The following is a 16,878-nucleotide window of genomic DNA, read 5'->3' on the forward strand; positions in this document are numbered from 1 at the left end:
TCTGACGCCTACCGCCTTTCTTTTAAAACAGCTGCCATATCCAGCATTTCCTGTGCCGCCTGCAGCGTCAAATCGGTAATTTTTACCCCACCAATAATTCTCGCCAGTTCCGTCTTACGCTCCTCTTCGTCGAGCATTGTAACAGTTGTCCTGGTATGCGTATCATCAGAGCTTTTTTCAATCAAAAAATGAACATCTGCCATACTGGCAATCTGCGCCAAATGAGTGATACATAAAATCTGATGACTGCGCGCCAGCATACCAATTTTTTCCGCAATCTTCTGCGCCGCCCGGCCACTGACCCCAGTATCAATCTCGTCAAAAATCAAGGTTTCCACAATATCGCTGTCCGCCAAAACGGATTTTATGGCCAGCATGATCCGGGACATCTCACCGCCTGATGCAATTTTTTGCAGGGGTTTTAGCTCCTCCCCCGGATTTGCAGAAATTAAAAACTCCACATGGTCACAGCCAAGCGGCGTATACCGGATGGTTCCGTCGGCATTTTCCAACGGCTGTACACATACCGAAAACCGCATTTTCTGCATATCTAGATCAGATAGTTCCTCCATAATCCGTGTCTGCAAAGAAATGGCCGCTTCTTCCCGGGCAGCCGAAAGGGCCAACCCCTTTTCGTGCAGTACTTTCTGCTCCTTTTCTAATTCCGCACGCAGGCTTTCCCGCGCCGCATCACTATTTTCTATCTCATCCAGTTCCGCCTGGGCTTCCTCACAATACTTTAAAACCGCTTCGGCCGAACCGCCGTATTTTCTTTTTAACGTGGCATATACCTCCAGCCGCTCCTCAACCTGATTTAGTTCTCCCGGCTGATAATCAATATCCTCCGCATAAGACTTTAAATCATGAGTTACGTCCTCCAGTTCTGCCAAAACCGATGTTAATATTTCATGAAAGCCAGCAATTCGGGTATCATATGATACGACCGATTCCAAATCCCGAACTGCTGCCCCAATCTGATCATAGGCCGCCGCTTGACTTTCGTCACCATAAAGCGCCGCATATGCGCTTTCTGTATTCTCAGCAATTTGCTCAATATGCGCAAGATAACTGCGCCTCTCTTCCAGTTCCTCTTCTTCATCCGATTTTAGCTGTGCTGCTCTAATTTCATTAACCTGATAAGAAAGAAGGTCAATCTTCCGCAGCCGTTCCGTTTCGTCTACCAATAGTTTGGTTAGTTTCCGGTTGATTTCAGATACTTTTTGATATTGCTTTCCATATTCCTGAAGAAGCGCATCATAATTTCCATAATCGTCCACAAAATGAATGTGTGTTTTGGGGGACAAAATACTTTGATTGTCATTTTGACCATGAATTGTCAAAAGACAAGCAGAGGCTTCCCGCAGGACACTAAGCGGAACCAAGTGCCCATTTATGCGGCATTTGCTTTTACCGTCAACCCCGATCTGCCGGCTGATATACAACAGGTCATCCTCCGTTTCAATCCCCAATTCCAAAAGTTTTTCTGCCGCTGCAGGCGATGGCTCAAACACAACATCCACTTCTGCTTTTTCAGCTCCGGTACGAATCAGATCTTTCGCCGAACGCTCACCCAGCGCCATATTGATAGAATCAATCAAAATGGATTTTCCTGCACCCGTTTCACCTGTCAGTACATGAAAGCCATCACCAAAAGAAACTGTCACCTCTTCTATGACTGCTATATTTTTAATATGCAGTTCTCTGAGCATTTTCTGTCACCTCCGGCAACCGTCAATCCGATAATTTTTCACGTAGTACATCGAAGAAATTCCGATTGTTGGCATTAATTAATTTGGTCCTATACTGGGACCGGGTAACTTGTATATATTCTTCCGGCGCCAATACGTGCCGGCGTTTTCCATCTACCATCACCACAGCAGTTGACCGGTACGGAGGGCAAGAAACAATTTCAACCCGGTCATCCCCAGGAACCACCATAGACCGTGCTTTCAGCGTATGAGGACAAATTGGCGTCAGCATAATCGCATCCATCTCCGGATGCATTACCGCTCCTCCGGCCGAAAGAGAATATGCCGTAGACCCTACTGCTGTTGCCGCAATCAATCCATCTGCCGAATAAGTTCCGATACAGGTGCCATTGACCGAAGCAGACAATTTCACCATGCGGGAATATCCATCACCGGATACCACAACGTCATTTAAAGCTACAAATTTTCCAATTTCCCGGTTTTCATGAAAAATACCGCAATCAAGCATCATACAATTCATAACCGTATAATCCCCCCGGAGCAGGACATCAAAAATGGTATAATCTCCTTTTTCTGCCTGTGCCAAAAAGCCAAGATGTCCCAAATTGATCCCCATGAGCGGCAGATCGTATTGTGCTGCCCGAGGAGCGATTTCCAGTATGGTTCCATCACCGCCCAGCACCACTGCCGCCTGTGCGCTTTCCAGCATGGTTTCCATACTGCAGAAACAAACATCGCAAAAGCCGTCAGAAGAAAAGCGTTCTTCCATAAAGACGGTAATTTTGCGCCGCGTCAAAAGGGAAACTACATTTTTTGTCTCCGTCAAGCCAATATCACGCAGTGCGTTCGGAATTACTGCAATTCTTTCCATTTCATCACCCATCCAGCACACCGGATTCTTCCACCACTCTGCGGGCATCCGGCCATTGTTCTTCTCCCTGCAATCCAATGTACATCAAATATTCCACATTCCCCTCCGGTCCCCGGATCGGAGAATAATCCAGTCCTAAAATACAAAATCCCGTTTCCCGGGTAAAGGCAAGTACATTTTCTATCACCTCAAGGCGCACCGCTGCATCACGAACTACACCTTTTTTTCCTACTTTTTCACGTCCCGCTTCAAACTGGGGTTTGATCAGACAAACTCCCCGCCCATTTTCTTGAAGCAGACGACGAATTGCTGGAAGCACCAGCTTAAGAGAGATAAAAGATACGTCCACCGAAAAAAAATCCACCTTTTCCGGCACATTTTCCTCGGTAATATACCGGACATTGGTTCGCTCCAGATTGATCACTCTCGGATCCTGCCGCAATTTCCATGCCAGCTGGCCATAACCCACATCAACAGCATAAACTTTCTTCGCGCCGTTTTGCAACATACAGTCCGTAAACCCGCCGGTAGAAGCACCAATATCCATACAAATTTTATCTTGCAGGTCCAAACCGAAAGCTCCAAAGGCCTTTTCCAGTTTCAATCCGCCGCGGCTGACATATTTCAGTCCCTTGCCACGAATCTCGATTTGCTCCTGCCCAGTCACCATCTCTCCGGCCTTTGCGGCCTTTTGTTGATTCACATAAACTTCTCCGGCCATGATCATGGATTGCGCCATGGAACGGCTTTTCACCAAACCATTTTCTACCAGATATACATCCAAACGCTGTTTAGCCATATCGTCACCTTACCAAACCACTAATTTCATCAATTCCCGGGCAATCTGCTCCGGCGTCAATCCATATTTTTGTTTCAGTTCATTCACGCTTCCCTGCACAATGGGCTCATCCGGATAAGCAAAAATACGAACCCTCTTTTTCAGCAAGACCGTCAACTGCTGTCCAAAACCGCCTGTCACCACATTATCTTCAAGAGAAGCAATCATCTTTTTATTCTCACAATATTTGCAAATATTAATTTCATCCATAGGTTTTATGATACCTACATCCAAAACTGCAACACGGATTCCATGCTTTTCCAGAATATCTGCAACTTTCAATGCATCAAAAACCGTGGTACCTGCTGCCGCAATCAAAATATCATCTCCATCCCGCCGCAGATGTGCCTGCATATCCAAAGTTGGCTGATCCTCCGGCCAGGCTGGATGAAGCACCGTACCCCGCGGATAACGAATTGCCACCGGTCCCGTGCAGATATGAAACGCATATTCTAACATCCGGTCAAAGTCCCGGCTATTTGACGGAGACAAAATGGTAAATCCAGGCAGATGCGATAAATAGGAGATATCAAAGACACCCTGATGGGTCTCCCCGTCCCGCCCTACTGGGCCGCTGCGGTCAATGCAAAAAACGACATGCAATTTTTGCAGCGCCACATCATGCAGCAGTTGATCGTATGCACGCTGAAGAAAAGTAGAATATACTGCCAAACAAGGCAACATTCCGCCTTTCGCCAAACCAGCTGCAAAGGTTACCGCGTGCTGTTCCGCAATACCCACATCAAAGAAACGTGCGGGAAACATTTTCTGAAATTTTGTCAACCCGGTTCCCAACGGCATTGCCGCTGTAATTGCTGTTATTTTGTTGTCCTTCTCAGCCAGACGACAAAGCGTTTGTCCAAAATATTCAGACCAGTCCATTTCTTGTTTGGCGTCCAGCAACTGTCCGGTTTTCGAATCAAAACTTGGAACCCCATGAAACTGTCCCGGATTTTTTTCCGCCGGCAAATATCCCTTGCCCTTTTTGGTATGTACATGCACTAAAACTGGCTCTTGCCTTTTCTTGGCCTGGCGGAGAATGACTCTTAACTCTTCTATATTATGCCCATCTACAGGGCCGAGGTAGGTAAATCCCAGATCTTCAAACAAAACATTATGTACAATCAGTGGTTTTAACGCCTTTTTCAGTGCAGCAACACGTTTTTTCAGCGGAGGTCCTATGAGCGGGATTTTATCCAGCACCGATTTTACATTGGATTTAAATTCAAAATATCGCCGGGTATTTCGGATCCGCTTAAGCCGCTTGGAAAGTCCTCCAACATTTTTGGAAATGGACATTCCGTTATCATTTAAAACCACAATCAGTGGAATTTTCATTGACCCGGCATGGTTCATGGCCTCAAACGCCATGCCGCCAGTTAAAGCCCCGTCACCGATCACAGCCACTGCCGTCCGATTTTCTCCTCGGAGCTTTGCTGCAGCCGCAAAACCCACCGCTGCAGAAATAGAAGTGGAACTATGCCCTGTATTAAAGGTATCGCTTTCGTCCTCTTCGGTTTTCGGAAAACCACTAAGACCGCCAAATTGACGCAAGGTATCAAAGCATGGCCCCCTTCCAGTCAAAATTTTATGGGTGTATGCTTGATGGCCAACGTCCCATATTAACCGGTCATAATGTACATCAAAAACCTGATGCAGCGCAAGGGTCAGTTCTACCACGCCCAAATTAGCTGCCAAATGCCCACCGGTTTTTGCCACATGAGAAATCAAAAAATGTCGAATCTCATCAGCAAGAACCATCAGCTGCCCGTCAGAAAGTTTGCGCAGATCTCCAGAGGTATGAATTTGTTCTAAAATCATAAACTACCCCCTTTCTGCACACAACTTCTTAGTCCTCTTTTGGTTTCTCCTCGGATGAAGATTCTTCATCCTTTTTTTCATCAACAAACTCCCGGTAATTGGTATAGGTATCATACATTCCGGAAGCATAATCCATATCTTTGCTTTCTTCCTCCGATTTCGTCTCCGAAAAAATATCGGATTTCACCGGATCCTCCGTATTGGTCAACATATACTTTTTCATTTTCGGATAAGCATTGAAATTGACCAGAAAAGCCGAAAAGCTCAGTAAAATAAACACTTCCAGCAACAAAATCACAATCAATATCAAAATAGAATAGCTGCCTCCGAAAAATACGGCGGCAAAAACGGAACCCATATGTACTAAGAGCAAAATCAAAAAAACCAGCAAATTTGATGGCAATTTCCCCAAAGCAAACAGCATGGAATTACGGTACAAATCCTTCAATGACAACTGAAAAGTCACCATCAAGGGATAAATATAAAAATGCATCAAAGTATAAACCAGTGTCACAATGATAATGATATACCGCAGCGCCCCAATCAGTCCGGGCATCTGCATATAAAACGTAATGGCAAAATACAAAAGAACAAACACCACAACATCAATAATAAAAACCACAATGGATTGCTTAAAATTGCTTTTGAGCGCATCTTTAAAATCGCTCCAGATCCAGGCATGCTCCTCCCGGGCAAAATTACGCAAAACATAGGTAACACCTGCCGTAGCCGGGCCCATACCCCAAAATACCACAAATAAGTAGGTAATTACAAATCGAACAAACAAGTCAAAAGTCACGATCAGCTGCGCACGCTGGTATTCAGCCAGTCCAGCATCTCCTGCGCTTTCTGCCATCTGCTGCGCTAAACTATTTAGCATTTCTGACATATTCGGAAGGGAAAGAATTCCGTTTGATACAATACCTGCAATCACAAATACTACTACAAATGTGGGAATAAGGGTCAACGCATAAATAAGATTCACCCGTACAAAATGCCAAAATTTTCTGAAAAAAATATCAAAAAACCGGAAAAAGCTCCGTTTTTGCGGAGCGTTCGGGTCAACCCCCTTACCGGGCTTATCAAAAGAACGTGTAAAAAGTCCCATTACAATATTCTCCTATTCTACTGTGACATAATTTTTAATTTGCTCAAACAGCTTATCTCCAATCCCTTGCACCTCATGTAACTGATCAATAGACTGGAAGCCGCCCAATTCTTCTCTTTTTTCTATAATCCGTTTGGATAAAACTTCCCCTATGCCGTCCAAAAGGCACAATTCACTTTCCGTTGCTGTATTGATATTAATTTTGTCCTCAATTTCAGCAAGGGCACGATCTTCCTCTTCCTCCGTGCGAGGCGAAGAGGTTTCTTGTGCCATAGAAGCAGTTTCCGTCGGAGTCAGCGTAGTTTCCGGCGGCACGATTTCGGCACTGCGGTTTTGATACAATCGAAGACCGATCATGTATACCGCAATAAGCAAAATCAAAATAGGGATTCCAAACGCGATCCTTTTCGTTTCCTTTCTCATTTGAATCAAAGAGGCGCGGGACGATTAATCAAATGCAGCACATTGCCATCCGGATCTTCAAAAAACATGGTGCCAATCCCTTTTGCTGATACCGAAGCTTCTGTGAGCACCTTTACCCCTGCCTCCGTCAGCTTGGCAACCATCTCATCAAAATCATCAACAGAAATTGCGATATGCCGAATTCCGGTTGCCTTCATATCATGACTTCCACCGTCAATCTCGCTCTGCACAAACTCAATCATACTTCCATCATCGGCTTTCAAAAAATAAGTTCCCTTGCCATTGTCATATACGATCTTCCAGCCAAACATCTTGATGTACCAATCTTTTAAAGCCGCCGTATCTTTAGAAAAAATTCCCACATGCTCAATACCAATTTTCATATCGCTCTTCTCCTTTTTTCTTATTTTTTATACCGTGACGAAAGTTCTTCAAATACATCATCCCAGGTCAGGCCTTCCTCAACCAAAACCACAGAAAGATGATACAGTAGATCCGCCGTTTCATACTGCACTTCAGACTTTACATAATTTTTAGAAGCAATGATAACCTCAGCAGATTCCTCTCCCACTTTTTTCAGCATTTTATCAATGCCTTTTTCAAATAAATAATTTGTATAGGATCCTTCCTTCGGATTCTTCACACGGTCGACAATGACGTTATATACATCATACAAAATTTTGGGGTTCCGTCCCAATCCCGTAGGCACTTCCACAAGTTTTCCGTCTACCACTCTGCGGTAAAAGCACGAAGGATGACCGGTATGGCAAGCAGCGCCTTCCTGATCGATTTTTAAAACCAGTGCATCGCCGTCACAATCCACCAAAATTTCTTTCACATGCTGAACATGCCCAGAAGTCGCACCTTTTTCCCAAAGTTCCTGTCTGCTACGGCTAAAATAAGTCGCTTTTCCTGTTTTGATGGTTTGTGCAAGACTCTCCTCATTCATGTATGCGCACATTAAAACCTCTCCGCTCAGCGCATCCTGTGCAATCGCTGGGATTAACCCGTTTTCGTCAAACTTCAATTCTTTCATAAACTCCATGATTAACACCTTTCTTTTTTGAAATAAGATACATTTATAAAGTTTTACAAAGCTCCACTGCTTCTGCCGCATCAATGTGACCGGTATACAATGCCTTACCCACAATAGCGCCACCTACACCCACGGCACTCAACTTTTTTAAATCCTCTAACGAAGTCACTCCACCGGAAGCGATAACGTCTACCGAAACATACTCTGCCATTTCCTTCATCGCGGCAAAATTCGGGCCTTTCAGCATACCGTCTGTTGCAATATCCGTATAGATCAAAGTGGATACCCCGATTTGCTCCATGCCTTTTGCAAGAGACAAGGCTGATATCTGGCTTACCTCTTCCCAGCCGCTGACAGCCGCCATACCATCTTTTGCGTCAATGCCTACCGCAATTCGCGAACCGTATTCCTTAACGGCGTTTTTTACAAAATCAGGTGCGTGCAACGCAGCAGTACCGATAATCACACGGCGGACACCCGCTTCCAAATACCTGGAAACTGCCTCCATATCCCGGATTCCGCCCCCCACCTCAATAGGAATATTAAGCTGCTGCGCCATAGCCGCAATCAATTCAAAATTCGGCATGTCTCCACTGCGGGCGCCGTCCAGATCCACCACATGGATCCATTCACACCCGGCATCCTGCCATTTATCCGCAATTTCCAGCGGATTTTCCGCAAACGTGGTTTTACGGTGATAATCACCCTGCACCAACCGCACGCATTTTCCATTAATAATATCAATTGCAGGATACAAACGCATTATTTCAATTCTCCTTTTATTTTTCCAATTAAATCTACCACTGTTTCCCGGTGCAGTTTCATGCTGACACGGTTAACCACCAATCTGGCACTCAACGGACAAATTTCTTCCAATACCTCAAGGCCATTTTCTTTCAAAGTCTTGCCACTTTCCACAATATCCACGATAACCTCGGAAAGTCCAACCAGCGGTCCCAGTTCCACAGACCCGTTCAACTTGATAATATCCACAGTCTGTCCCTTTATCCCATGGAAATAATCTCTGGCAATCCGCGGATATTTGCTGGCCACACGCATAATATTTCGGCCTTCCAACCTGCCTCGCATCTGCGCCGGGCCTGCCACAGCCATCTTGCAAAATCCAAAACCAAGATCCAAAACTTCATAAAGATCTTTTCCGCTCTCCAGCAAGGTATCTTTCCCTACCACTCCGATATCTGCAGCGCCATATTCCACATAAGTCGGTACATCGGATGCCTTGACCAGAATAAATTTAAATTTCCGCTTCTCATCCGTAAAAATCAATTTCCTGGTTTTCGTCTTCATTTCTGCTACATCAAAGCCCAGACGTTCAAAAATCTCTATCGACAATTCAGCCAGCCGCCCTTTTGCTAACGCGACCGTTATGTATTCATCAGAGGCTTTTTCCGCAGTCTCCGCCGCCTTGTCGTCATGGAGTGCCGCCATCAGCCGCTCCACACCCAATGCCGCACCTGTTGCAGGAAGATTCCTTCCGAATTTTCCCATCAAAGTATCATATCTTCCGCCGGAACATATGGGGAAGCCGATTCCATATGTAAAGCCCTTAAAAATCATTCCCGTATAATAATCCAAATGCGGAACCATTCCCAAATCCACAGAAATATATTCCTCAAGCCCTCTGCCTTGAAGGATATGGTAAATCTGTTTTAAGTTCTCCAACGCCAGCTTTGACTTCTCATTCAGGCTTTCCTGTGCCAGAGCCTCATCTGCCACAGAAAGACTTCCAAATCTTGTTGGCATTTTCAAAAATGCTTGCCGTAAGGTATTAGGCATGTCCAGCGTATCCAAAAGCTGTTCGATCGCCACAAAATCTTTATCATTAATTCGTTCCCGGAGACAGTCTGTCTGCTCCGGACTGAGCGCCGCCTGCTCCGCAAGTCCCATAAAATATGCCACTTGGCCAATATCAATCTGAAACCGGCGCATTCCTACCTTTTGCAGTGTTTCTATGGCAATGCCAATCACTTCCGCATCCGCCTCAGCACTGTTTTCTCCAATCAGCTCGATTCCCACCTGAGAAAATTCCCTTTGCCGCGCCTGGCTAAATGCCTCATCATTCTGAAACGCACTGCCGGCATAGCAAAGGCGCAAGGGCAGTTGCTGCCCTACTGATTTCGTCGCCGCAAGTCTTGCAATGGATGTGGTGAAATCTGGACGCAAAGCCAACATTCTTCCGTCCACGTCAAAAAATTTAAACATGCTTTCCGCTTTATTCGGCGTTGCAGCATGATATACATCATAATATTCAAATGTAGGTGGCTGAACCATCTTGTATCCATGCGCCGCAAAAACTCCGCGGGCTGCCGATTCAATCTGATATTTCAGCTCACATTCCTCCCAAAGGATGTCTGTCAGTCCTTTTGGAGTATGCGTGACTTTTTCATTTCTCATTGGCATCACTTCCATACATAAAATTTAACATGTTCTATTTATTATACCACTCCCCATGAATAACGTCAATAAAAATTTATATCTGTTCCTGGCCTTGCAACGTGCAAATACTCTCCTTTTATGATCTAAAAATCCCAGCATCTCTCTTTCGTTTTTTCCATATCGGCCTTTAGACAATCGTTGACAACCCGGGGATAAGGTGTTATAATGTTTGACATAAAATTTTTGATGTGTATGCGCAAAACCACTCCATAAAAAAGACAAAAACCGAGGTGGATAAAAATATGGACAGAGAAACACGCGAAGCACGGCAAATGGCAAAAAATTTACCCTTCAAAGCCAAAATGGCGCATATTTGGACGTACTACAAATGGTGGATTTTGGGCACGATCGCCGCAGTCCTGCTGATTGGCGGAACCATTTATGAAGTCTTGACCCGTCCCAGCTATGATTTAGAAATCGGGTATTACAGCGAAAAATATGTCAGTGATGAAACCCTTCAGGCAATGGAATCATATTTTTCACAATTTGTTGAAGATATTGACGGAGACGGACAAAAAACAGTAAAAATATATTCCGTAAGTGCTTCCATGGCAGGGGAATCTGCCGAAGCGCAAATGGCCATTCAAACCAAATTTATGGCGGAATTATCCGCCGGTTCTTATCCGGTGTTTTTCTTTGATGAAACATTTTACCAAATGTTACAGCAAGATTCCTATCAAGGCACCATGGAAAGCTTTCGAGATATGGCTGAAAACCCAGAAATGCGCCAAGCCTTTGAAATAGAAGACGGTACCCATGTATATTGGGCCACCAGATCGCTTTACCAAAGCGAAGAAGATAAAGAAGAAAAATGCGCCGCGCATGACCTGGCGGTTCGTATGGAATTATCCGCATTTGGAGAACGCGCAGAAAACACCGACAAAGAAACTGACCAGAAATAATTCGTATGAAATAATGCTCCCCCCATAATTGGGAGGAGCATTATTTCATAGCCTGGGGCAGTTACAATTGGCAACTACCCAAATAAAATTTTCTTTTATTAATTTAGTAAAAACCCATTTAAAATCCTACACGGAATTCCTGACGTCCCAAAGACAGGACGTCGCCTTTATGCAATTCGGTTTTTTCTGTTATTTTCTTTGCGTTCACAAAGGTGCCATTAGTAGAACCTTCATCATGTACAAAGACCTTGCCATCTTCTGAAAGAATCGTACAATGCATCCCCGAAACAGTGCTATCTCCCAAAACCAGGTCACAACTGCGGCGCCTTCCTATCGTAACAGATTGCTTCAGCGGCAAAACCTTAAGCTCATTGTCACGGATTCCTATCAGTGTCAATTTGGGATAAACCGTCTCCTCTTCCTGTATCTCGGGTTCCTTCTCTTCCTTCTCATCTGATCCAGAATTCTCTTCAATCGACTCCAATTCCGCTTCATCAGGTTCTGTTGCTATTTCTTCCTGCTCTGTCTGCATCTCATCTGTGGGTACCTCATCCTCTTTTTCCGATTCTGCGCTGTCTTCCAAAGACTCTTCCGCATGCTCAGAAGTTTCTTCCGCATCCAAATTTGCTGAATCTTTCATTTCGTCTGCCTCTTCTTCTCCGCTTTCCGGTGTGTTTATAGCGTCATACTCTTCTGATGCTTCTCCTACTTCCTCTGTTTCCTGTTTCATCTCTTCATCCGGCGGCTCTGATGCATCCCTATCAAAAAAGACTTCCTCTTCCTGCGGTTTCTCTTTTTCAGGCTTCAAAAAAGCAATACATAAAAACAGAATTCCAATTAAGATCAATCCGACAGCAATCAAAAACAAAGAGTCAAGGATCGACAATCCACCGCCCAGCAGATTCAGCGATACCGGCATGGCGAATCCTGATGCCGGAAATAACAGCAAACAACCGATTAAGATCAAAGGCAAACTATATTTTTTCATGATATCCTCCGCTAAATTTTAATTGTAATCGCACTGTAATCATCCATTACTTTAGTATATTTTCCGCGTGCACGGTTGCGGTCCACAATTCTCTGCATCCGATCCAGCCAATCCTGCGCACTTTTCGAGCGCTTCAATGTTTTTTCTATCTGCAGTTCATGAATATTTTCCCAAAAACCATCCGTACATATCAAAAAACTATCGTGCTTCCGCACCACAGTGGGAAGCGCAAAAGTGGGAGCAAAATCCTGTCCAAGCCCCATCAAATGTGTCAAATCCTTGCGCTTTCTATCGGTCCGAATCGCCGGATAGCGAATATCCCCTGCTTCATATCGGTAATATGCCTCACTATGATCCGGTGTGATCTCGTACAAGAGCTTATCCTGCAAATGATAAATACGGCAATCTCCAATATGTGCCCATACTGCCAATTCTCCATCCGTCAACAAAACTGCAGCTGCACAGCCCTCCGGCAAAGCATCTTTTGACTGTACTTCTTCCAATACTTTCTGGGCATGCTCAAAGAAACGAGGCATGGTAGCTGTTGTAATCTCAGACTGCAGCTTAAAATCCTCTAGTATGGTACGCACGGCAATTTCAGAGCTGTCCGGTGTATTTTTACCGTCCGCCGCAGCAAAACAGGCACAGTAATATTCTTCCATAATTCCTACATAATCATGATTCTCTGCCCGTCCGCCCCGTACACATATGGACGCAAAATCCAACATTCTCTCACCTCTGTTTTCCGTATTCGATTTATTATATAATAATTTTTTAAAAAAGTCAACGGGAAACCTTCTTCCGGCAATTGACAGTTCCATAACCAATATGCTACAATAAACGAAATGATTGCAGAAAGGATGCGTAATAATGAAACTTATGATTGCTTCGGATATTCATGGTTCCGCCGTATGCTGCCGACGGCTGATGGATGCCCTTCACCGGGAAAAACCGCAGCGCCTGCTGCTTTTGGGAGATTTGCTCTATCATGGTCCCCGAAATGGTCTTCCTGAAGAATATGATCCACAGCAGGTTGCTGCTATGCTGAATCAGCACCGCAATATACTGCTCTGCGTTCGGGGAAACTGCGACGCCGAAGTGGATCAGATGATGCTGCAATTTCCTATTTTATCCGATTCCTGTCTGCTTTTTCGCCGCGGTAAAACAATTTTGGCAGTACATGGGCATCATGCACAGGAACAACTTCCCGCACTGCAAAAAGGAGACATTTTGCTCAGCGGGCACACGCACATACCTGCCTGCTGTCTGGACGAAAATGGCATTTTACGTTTGAATCCCGGCTCCGTATCTATTCCGAAGGAAAATTCCGCCCCTGGTTATATGATTTTTGAAGAAAATCAGGTTGTTTGGCGAGATCTTGATGGTACCGATTTAAAAATCTATTCTTTACTTTAAAATCTTTCTTGACAATCTAATTTGCTGTGCTATAATAAGCATTGTAAGTTTTTATTAACAAATTTTTACTTATTAAGGAGAAATAAAAATGAGTGAGTTAACCGTTCTTTTTCAAGGCGATAGCATAACAGATGCTGGCCGCACAGCGGATAATCTTGACGGTCTCGGCAATGGTTATCCTCTTTTAATTGATGCCATGTTTCATGCCGAAAATCCTGGCCGGGATGTTACATTTATTAACCGTGGCATCAGCGGGAATCGGGTCAAAGATCTGCGGGCACGCTGGCAGGAAGACTGTATTGATTTAAAACCAGACATTCTTTCTATTTTAATTGGTATCAACGATACCTGGCGCAGATATGATCAAAACGACCCCACTTCTGCCGAAAAATATGAAGAGGATTATCGCTATATTTTGGATAAGACCCGTACAGAACTTCCCGATACAGAATTAGTTATTTTAGAGCCCTTTGTATTGCCATATCCGGCTGACCGGAAAGAATGGCGGGTAGATTTGGATCCAAAAATTCATGTTGCACGCAAGCTGGCAGCGGAATTTGATGCAGTCTTTATCCCTCTCGATGGTATTTTCAACGCAGCTGCCATCGCAGGCGGTCCCACACGTTGGTCCGCAGACGGGGTTCACCCCACCGCCGCTGGACACGCTTTGATTGCTGAACATTGGTTGGATACCGTAATTCTATAAATTTTTTGAACTTTTAAAGCCGCCTTTTTGGCGGCTTTTTTCTTAAACTTTATCTGCTATTCCCAACATTTGAATGGTTTTCCCATCGATTTGATTCATTCTTTTTAAACATAAAAAAAACGGCAGACGCAATGCCTGCCGTTGAGAAAACCTAAGGTTTCCATATATTAGTCCACAAACTCCAGAACTGCCATTTCAGCAGCGTCGCCGCGGCGAGGACCGATCTTAATGATGCGGGTATATCCTCCGTTCCGTTCAGCATACTTAGGCGCAATCTCATCAAAGAGCTTTACCACAACATCACGTCTGGTAAGATAGCCCAGCGCCTGTCTTTTTGTGTGAAGTGTGTTGGCCTTGCCGAGGGTGACCATTTTCTCCGCAATCCGCCGTACTTCCTTTGCTCGGGTCACGGTAGTCTCGATCCGACCATGCTCCAGGAATGATGTCGTCATAGAACGCAGCATTGCCCGTCTTTGGTCTGTCGGTCTGCCAAGTTTTCTCTGGTGTGCCATTTTATCACCTCATTTTCTTTTTTCTTTATCCGGCTCAGTCATCATTTGCCAGAGCCAATCCCATGGCTTCCAGCTTGGAGATGACCTCCTCAAGGGACTTGCGTCCAAGATTTCTGACCTTCATCATATCATTTTCTGATCTGGTGGTCAGATCCTGTACTGTATTGATTCCCGCACGCTTTAAGCAGTTATAAGAACGTACAGACAGATCCAGTTCCTCAATGGTAGTTTCCAGAACCTTCTCCTTCTTACTTTCTTCTTTTTCAATCATGATTTCCGCATTCTTTGCATCATCTGATAAATCAACAAACAAACTCATATGCTCGCTGATGATCTTTGCGGCAAGGCTAACCGCTTCAGATGGAGGAATGGTACCGTTGGTCCACACCTCAAGCGTAAGTTTATCATAATCGGTTACATTGCCTACTCGGGTATTCTCTACGGTATAATTTACCTTCTGTACAGGTGTATAAATTGAATCTGTAGCAATCACTCCAATCACCGGCTGAAGCAATTGCTTATTCCGGTCAGAGGACACATAGCCGCGGCCTCTGTCCAGTGTAATTTCCATAAACAGTCTTGCATCCTCACCTAAGGTAGCAATATGCAGATCCTCATTGATAATTTCTACATCGGAGTCATGCTTAATATCTCCCGCGCAGATTTCACCCGCACCCTCCTGGTTAATATAAACCGTTTTCGGCGCGTCAGAATGCAGCTTAATTGCCAGCTTCTTGATGTTGAGTATAATTTCCGTTACATCCTCTTTCACACCGGGTACGGTGGAAAACTCATGCAGGACTCCATCAATTTTCACCGACGTTGCCGCCACACCCGGCAGGGAGGACAGCAACATTCTTCTCAGAGAGTTTCCGAAGGTCGTTCCATACCCTCTCTCCAGAGGCTCAACAACAAACTTGCCATATTTATTATCTTCGGATGCTTCCACGCATTCAATTCTTGGCTTTTCTATTTCTATCATTGTCAGCCCTCCTAAACATTTTAAACGAACCTACAACCTTCGCTGGGCCTCACGGCAGCTTATTATTTGCTGTAATACTCAACAATCAAATGCTCCTCGATGGGCAGGTCGATATCTTCACGGTCAGCCAAAGCAACTACACGGCCTTCCATGGTCTCACGGTTCATATCCAGCCACTTGGGAACAATTCTACCCTCAGTGGAATTCAGGACAGCTTCAAATTTCGCACTTGATCTGCTTTTTTCCCGAAGTGCTATGACATCCCCCGGTTTTACCAGATACGAAGGAATATTAACCTTCTTTCCGTTTACCGTAAAGTGTGCATGGGAAACCAACTGTCTGGCTTCCGGACGAGAAACCGCCATCCCAAGTTTATATACAACGTTATCAAGACGGCTTTCCAGCAAGCTCAACAGGTTTTCACCAGTTACGCCTTCCTTTTTGTTTGCCATCTCAAAATAATGTTCAAACTGGCCTTCCAAAATACCATAGGCCCGTCTTACCTTTTGCTTCTCACGGAGCTGTGTGCCGTATTCGGAGAGCTTCCGTCTACCCTGACCATGCTGGCCGGGAGCATAAGCACGTCTGGTCAGTGCACACTTATCTGTGTAGCATCTGTCACCCTTTAAGAATAACTTCTGACCTTCCCGTCTGCATATTCTACAAACAGATTCTGTATATCTTGCCATTTACTATTTCACCTCCGTCATTACACACGTCTTCTCTTTGGCGGTCTGCATCCGTTATGGGGAATCGGTGTAACATCCTTGATCATATTTACCTCAAGGCCTGCGACCTGCAGTGCGCGGATCGCTGCCTCACGGCCGGATCCCGGCCCTTTGACATAAACCTCTACATGTTTTAAGCCGTGTTCCATCGCCGCTTTTGCTGCGGTCTCCGCAGCCATCTGCGCCGCAAACGGCGTACTCTTTCTGGAGCCTCTGAACCCCAGTCCGCCGGCGGATGCCCAGGAAATAGCATTTCCGGCTACATCTGTTATGGTAACAATGGTATTGTTGAACGTGGATTTTATATGTGCCGCTCCGCGCTCGATATTCTTTTTCTCTCTGCGGCGGCGTGTTCTTTTCACTGTCTTTGCCATTGTATCT

At 44.9% G+C, this 16,878-nt stretch carries 19 protein-coding genes and 1 pseudogene; 3 read left to right on the top strand and 17 right to left on the bottom strand.

Going from position 1 to position 16,878, the window contains the following annotated elements; genetic code table 11:
• Positions 1–8 precede the first annotated feature (8 nt).
• The 11 genes and pseudogenes from recN to hisZ form a co-directional block, all read right to left on the bottom strand.
• Positions 9–1,709, bottom strand: a complete 1,701-nt coding sequence (recN, locus tag INF28_RS00240) for a DNA repair protein RecN (RefSeq protein WP_226391460.1) — start codon at positions 1,707–1,709, stop codon at positions 9–11.
• A 22-nt stretch (positions 1,710–1,731) separates the two neighbouring features.
• Positions 1,732–2,580, bottom strand: a complete 849-nt coding sequence (locus INF28_RS00245; RefSeq protein WP_226391461.1) for an NAD(+)/NADH kinase — start codon at positions 2,578–2,580, stop codon at positions 1,732–1,734.
• A 4-nt stretch (positions 2,581–2,584) separates the two neighbouring features.
• Positions 2,585–3,379, bottom strand: a complete 795-nt coding sequence (locus tag INF28_RS00250; protein WP_226391462.1) for a TlyA family RNA methyltransferase — start codon at positions 3,377–3,379, stop codon at positions 2,585–2,587.
• A 9-nt stretch (positions 3,380–3,388) separates the two neighbouring features.
• Positions 3,389–5,239 (bottom strand): 1-deoxy-D-xylulose-5-phosphate synthase, encoded by a 1,851-nt coding sequence (dxs, locus tag INF28_RS00255; protein WP_226391463.1) that lies wholly within the window; start codon positions 5,237–5,239, stop codon positions 3,389–3,391.
• Between the two features lie 28 nt (positions 5,240–5,267).
• On the bottom strand, positions 5,268–6,347 hold the full coding sequence (locus tag INF28_RS00260) for a YesL family protein (protein ID WP_226391464.1): 1,080 nt from the start codon (positions 6,345–6,347) through the stop codon (positions 5,268–5,270).
• A 12-nt stretch (positions 6,348–6,359) separates the two neighbouring features.
• Positions 6,360–6,728 (bottom strand): ComEA family DNA-binding protein, encoded by a 369-nt coding sequence (locus INF28_RS00265; RefSeq protein WP_226391465.1) that lies wholly within the window; start codon positions 6,726–6,728, stop codon positions 6,360–6,362.
• Between the two features lie 47 nt (positions 6,729–6,775).
• Complete coding sequence (locus INF28_RS00270; protein WP_226391466.1) at positions 6,776–7,153, bottom strand: VOC family protein; 378 nt, start codon at positions 7,151–7,153, stop codon at positions 6,776–6,778.
• A 20-nt stretch (positions 7,154–7,173) separates the two neighbouring features.
• Positions 7,174–7,815: a bifunctional phosphoribosyl-AMP cyclohydrolase/phosphoribosyl-ATP diphosphatase HisIE gene (hisIE, locus tag INF28_RS00275; RefSeq protein ID WP_264175631.1), complete on the bottom strand. Its 642-nt coding sequence runs from the start codon at positions 7,813–7,815 to the stop codon at positions 7,174–7,176.
• 34 nt (positions 7,816–7,849) lie between these two features.
• On the bottom strand, positions 7,850–8,569 hold the full coding sequence (gene hisA, locus INF28_RS00280) for a 1-(5-phosphoribosyl)-5-[(5-phosphoribosylamino)methylideneamino]imidazole-4-carboxamide isomerase (protein ID WP_226391467.1): 720 nt from the start codon (positions 8,567–8,569) through the stop codon (positions 7,850–7,852).
• Positions 8,569–9,255 (bottom strand): ATP phosphoribosyltransferase, encoded by a 687-nt coding sequence (gene hisG, locus INF28_RS00285; RefSeq protein ID WP_226391661.1) that lies wholly within the window; start codon positions 9,253–9,255, stop codon positions 8,569–8,571. Before hisG ends, hisA begins: the two co-directional genes overlap by 1 nt.
• Positions 9,256–10,236: pseudogene (gene hisZ / locus INF28_RS00290) on the bottom strand (ATP phosphoribosyltransferase regulatory subunit); the annotation flags it as partial. It abuts the gene before it with no gap.
• A 269-nt stretch (positions 10,237–10,505) separates the two neighbouring features.
• Between hisZ and INF28_RS00295 the strand changes: the two are divergent.
• Complete coding sequence (locus INF28_RS00295; protein ID WP_226391468.1) at positions 10,506–11,165, top strand: hypothetical protein; 660 nt, start codon at positions 10,506–10,508, stop codon at positions 11,163–11,165.
• Between the two features lie 118 nt (positions 11,166–11,283).
• On the opposite strand, the gene INF28_RS00300 is transcribed toward INF28_RS00295, so the two are convergent.
• Positions 11,284–12,153 carry an FHA domain-containing protein gene (locus INF28_RS00300; protein ID WP_226391469.1) on the bottom strand — a complete coding sequence of 290 codons (870 nt, stop codon included), beginning with the start codon at positions 12,151–12,153 and terminating at the stop codon, positions 11,284–11,286.
• Between the two features lie 11 nt (positions 12,154–12,164).
• A complete protein-coding gene (locus tag INF28_RS00305) occupies positions 12,165–12,881 on the bottom strand; it encodes a PP2C family protein-serine/threonine phosphatase (RefSeq protein ID WP_226391470.1) in 717 nt (238 codons plus the stop codon).
• Between the two features lie 142 nt (positions 12,882–13,023).
• Between INF28_RS00305 and yfcE the strand changes: the two genes are divergently transcribed.
• Together yfcE and INF28_RS00315 are read left to right on the top strand one after the other, a co-directional pair.
• A complete protein-coding gene (yfcE, locus tag INF28_RS00310; RefSeq protein ID WP_226391471.1) occupies positions 13,024–13,569 on the top strand; it encodes a phosphodiesterase in 546 nt (181 codons plus the stop codon).
• 88 nt (positions 13,570–13,657) lie between these two features.
• Positions 13,658–14,275 carry an SGNH/GDSL hydrolase family protein gene (locus INF28_RS00315; protein ID WP_226391472.1) on the top strand — a complete coding sequence of 206 codons (618 nt, stop codon included), beginning with the start codon at positions 13,658–13,660 and terminating at the stop codon, positions 14,273–14,275.
• Positions 14,276–14,442: 167 nt separating this feature from the next.
• Here the strand turns inward: INF28_RS00315 and rplQ are convergent, their stop codons facing one another.
• The 4 genes from rplQ to rpsK all read right to left on the bottom strand — a co-directional run bounded on the left by rplQ (position 14,443) and on the right by rpsK (position 16,871).
• Positions 14,443–14,787 (bottom strand): 50S ribosomal protein L17, encoded by a 345-nt coding sequence (gene rplQ, locus INF28_RS00320; RefSeq protein ID WP_226391473.1) that lies wholly within the window; start codon positions 14,785–14,787, stop codon positions 14,443–14,445.
• A gap of 34 nt (positions 14,788–14,821) precedes the next feature.
• Positions 14,822–15,769, bottom strand: a complete 948-nt coding sequence (locus tag INF28_RS00325; RefSeq protein WP_226391474.1) for a DNA-directed RNA polymerase subunit alpha — start codon at positions 15,767–15,769, stop codon at positions 14,822–14,824.
• 62 nt (positions 15,770–15,831) lie between these two features.
• Positions 15,832–16,458 carry a 30S ribosomal protein S4 gene (rpsD, locus tag INF28_RS00330; RefSeq protein WP_226391475.1) on the bottom strand — a complete coding sequence of 209 codons (627 nt, stop codon included), beginning with the start codon at positions 16,456–16,458 and terminating at the stop codon, positions 15,832–15,834.
• A 20-nt stretch (positions 16,459–16,478) separates the two neighbouring features.
• Positions 16,479–16,871 carry a 30S ribosomal protein S11 gene (gene rpsK, locus INF28_RS00335; protein WP_226391476.1) on the bottom strand — a complete coding sequence of 131 codons (393 nt, stop codon included), beginning with the start codon at positions 16,869–16,871 and terminating at the stop codon, positions 16,479–16,481.
• Between the last annotated feature and the right edge of the window lie 7 nt (positions 16,872–16,878).

The organism is Ructibacterium gallinarum (assembly GCF_014982785.1).
In the GTDB taxonomy this organism is placed as follows: domain Bacteria; phylum Bacillota; class Clostridia; order Monoglobales; family Monoglobaceae; genus Ructibacterium; species Ructibacterium gallinarum.